This is a genomic window from uncultured Succinivibrio sp., assembly GCF_902756765.1.
GTDB lineage: Bacteria > Pseudomonadota > Gammaproteobacteria > Enterobacterales > Succinivibrionaceae > Succinivibrio.
The window spans coordinates 1-2,350 of the sequence record NZ_CACVSS010000180.1; the positions used below are offsets into that span (position 1 = coordinate 1).

Genomic DNA, 2,350 nt, shown 5'->3' on the forward strand with positions numbered 1-2,350 from the left:
GTTAGAGCAACATATGCAAGACGAACATTCTCCTGCATAGTTTCCCGCTTTACAATGTTTTCTGCTGTTATGGTGTCATTTCCTACCTGAACGGGATAATCTTTATTCAGAGTGATTGCCAGGTGCTGTTGCTTTGGATCGTAGTAGGTATATATTTTTCTGGAGCTGCCACATAAGGATTTTAAACTGTCATCCATTGATCCTTCTTTGTTATAAAGATATGGAAGAAACACCAGCGGAAACTGCAGTCCCTTTGAGCTGTGAATAGTGTAGATTTTTACCAGACTTTTTTCTGATTCGAGGCGTTTTTTCTCAAAATCAGAGTCATAATAGTCGTTCTCAGATGAGAAGAGCATGTCCTTAAACCAGAGCAGCTGACTTTTCGCTCCCAGTATTTTGCCATGCTGAGTCTGAATAATTTCAGAGATATGAATATAGTCAGTCAAGGCTCTCTCTCCAGAATCCAGACTCATTATTCTGCTGAACAGCTCTTTTTTCATCAGAAAATAGAAAAAAGCAGTGGCAAATCCAAAGCTTTCCCATTTTTTCAGACATTCGCTTAAAAGCTGGATCTCCTCGTCAATTTTATCTTCGTTGATAACCTTTTTAAATTCATCGAAATCTGGTGATATCAGAGATGAACCGAATAGTCGGGCAATCTTGTCTTTTTTGGTGTAATTACAGATAGCCTCCATGAGATAAACTATATTCAATGCTGCCTCAGAAGGCTTTCTTTCAATTACTCCGTGAGTGTTGTCATACTCAAAGAGCACAGAGGATTTATCTGAATAATAAACCGCTGGAATATTTAGCTCTTTAAGAGCGTTGATTATTTCCTGACTTTCCTTTCCGGTTCTAACCAGAACAGCTATATCTCCAGGCAGAACTTTTTTCTTGTTCTCATCCTCTGTTTTTGAGTCAGAGTTCTCCTCTTTTTTTGAGTCAGAGAAATATGCTTTATTTAGACATTCTGAAATGTTTATAGCCGTGGCACGAGCAACAACCTTTCTGAGAGTATCACTTTTTATATTATTATTTTTTTCAAGTTCAAGCTTAAGGTTAACCACCTTATTGTTGATAAGAGTAGTTTTATCGTCTTCAAAGAAGATGCCTGTACCTTCTTTCTTTGGATCGTAGCCGGCAGGCGAAAAGCTGATATTGCTGTCCTGATAGCTCGAGTCGTAATTAAAGGCATTTGGCAGATATGGATAATCAGGAGATACTGTTTTATTTTCTTCCTGTGGGCCAGGTTCCTGCCTGAAGATTGCGTTTACTCCCTCAACTATCGCTGATGCGGATCTGTAGTTTGTTGGAAGCTCATAGCGTTTTCCTTTTTTTGCATCAATAGCTTCCTTCGCTTTATTGTATGAGTTGATATCAGATCCTCTGAATCTGTAGATAGACTGTTTTGGATCGCCGATGAGGTAACAGACTGAGTCTTTAGAGGTATCTTTAAAATAAATACTGTTAAATATTTCAAACTGAATTGGATCGGTATCCTGAAATTCATCAATAAGCGCTACAGGATATCTGCGTCTAAGCAGAGCTGAAAGATTTTCTGCTCGTTCTCGTTGCGTTTCATTTTCTGCAGAGGTGCAAAGACATTCTGCCAGTTCAAAAAGAACCTGATCAAGGGAAATAACATTATACGAAGAGCAGATCTCTTTAAATCTCCTGTGCATTGTAACGGCAATGTTAAATGAGATTTCTGCATATAAGACTTCAAGTGACTCCATCTTTCTTTGAACCTGCTGTTTTAGGTCTTTTACAACGGATTCAAACTTTAGGGTCAGAGTTTTATTCTTAAAATGTTTTTCTGCCTTCGTATTTCCTGTAAAACAGACATTATCTGTGTTATTAAATGGAAGATTCAAAATTAAGCTTTCAAACTCTGATAAAACTTTATCTGTAATGTCTTCAGAGCTTACTCTATTTCTTAAGTTGTAATCCTCTATAAGTGCGAAGAACGCTTTTGGCCCTTTTGTCAGTTTATCCTTTGGATAAAGCGGATCAATTCCTTCTTTTTTAAAAGGCGAGAAGTTTAATACGGCTTTGAAAGCTGTTTTTATACTATCACTGAATTTTTCATTACACTCTTTTACCTTTTTCAGAAGATATCGAAGCCTTTCTTCAGGTGTTTTATGTTTTTTTGAGTAAAAACTCTCTGCTTCATATATGTCATTTATGTAGAAGCCATAGTAGGTGTCTTTTGCCAGAGGATCAATAGACTGAACTTTGCCGATCTTGTCCATTAGGTCAGCAAATACCGAGGGATCATTTAGCTTTAGGATGTTATGCAGCAGTTTTCTGTCGAGATCACTGCTTTTATAGAACATTTCCCTCCATACTT

The 2,350-nt window shown here is 37.4% G+C and carries 1 protein-coding gene; it reads right to left on the reverse strand.

The genetic code is table 11. The features are described 5' to 3' along the window. Positions 1 to 2,336: UvrD-helicase domain-containing protein (locus QZU45_RS12150; protein WP_295355668.1), on the reverse strand; the 2,336-nt coding region annotated here is incomplete at its 3' end. Between the last annotated feature and the right edge of the window lie 14 nt (positions 2,337 to 2,350).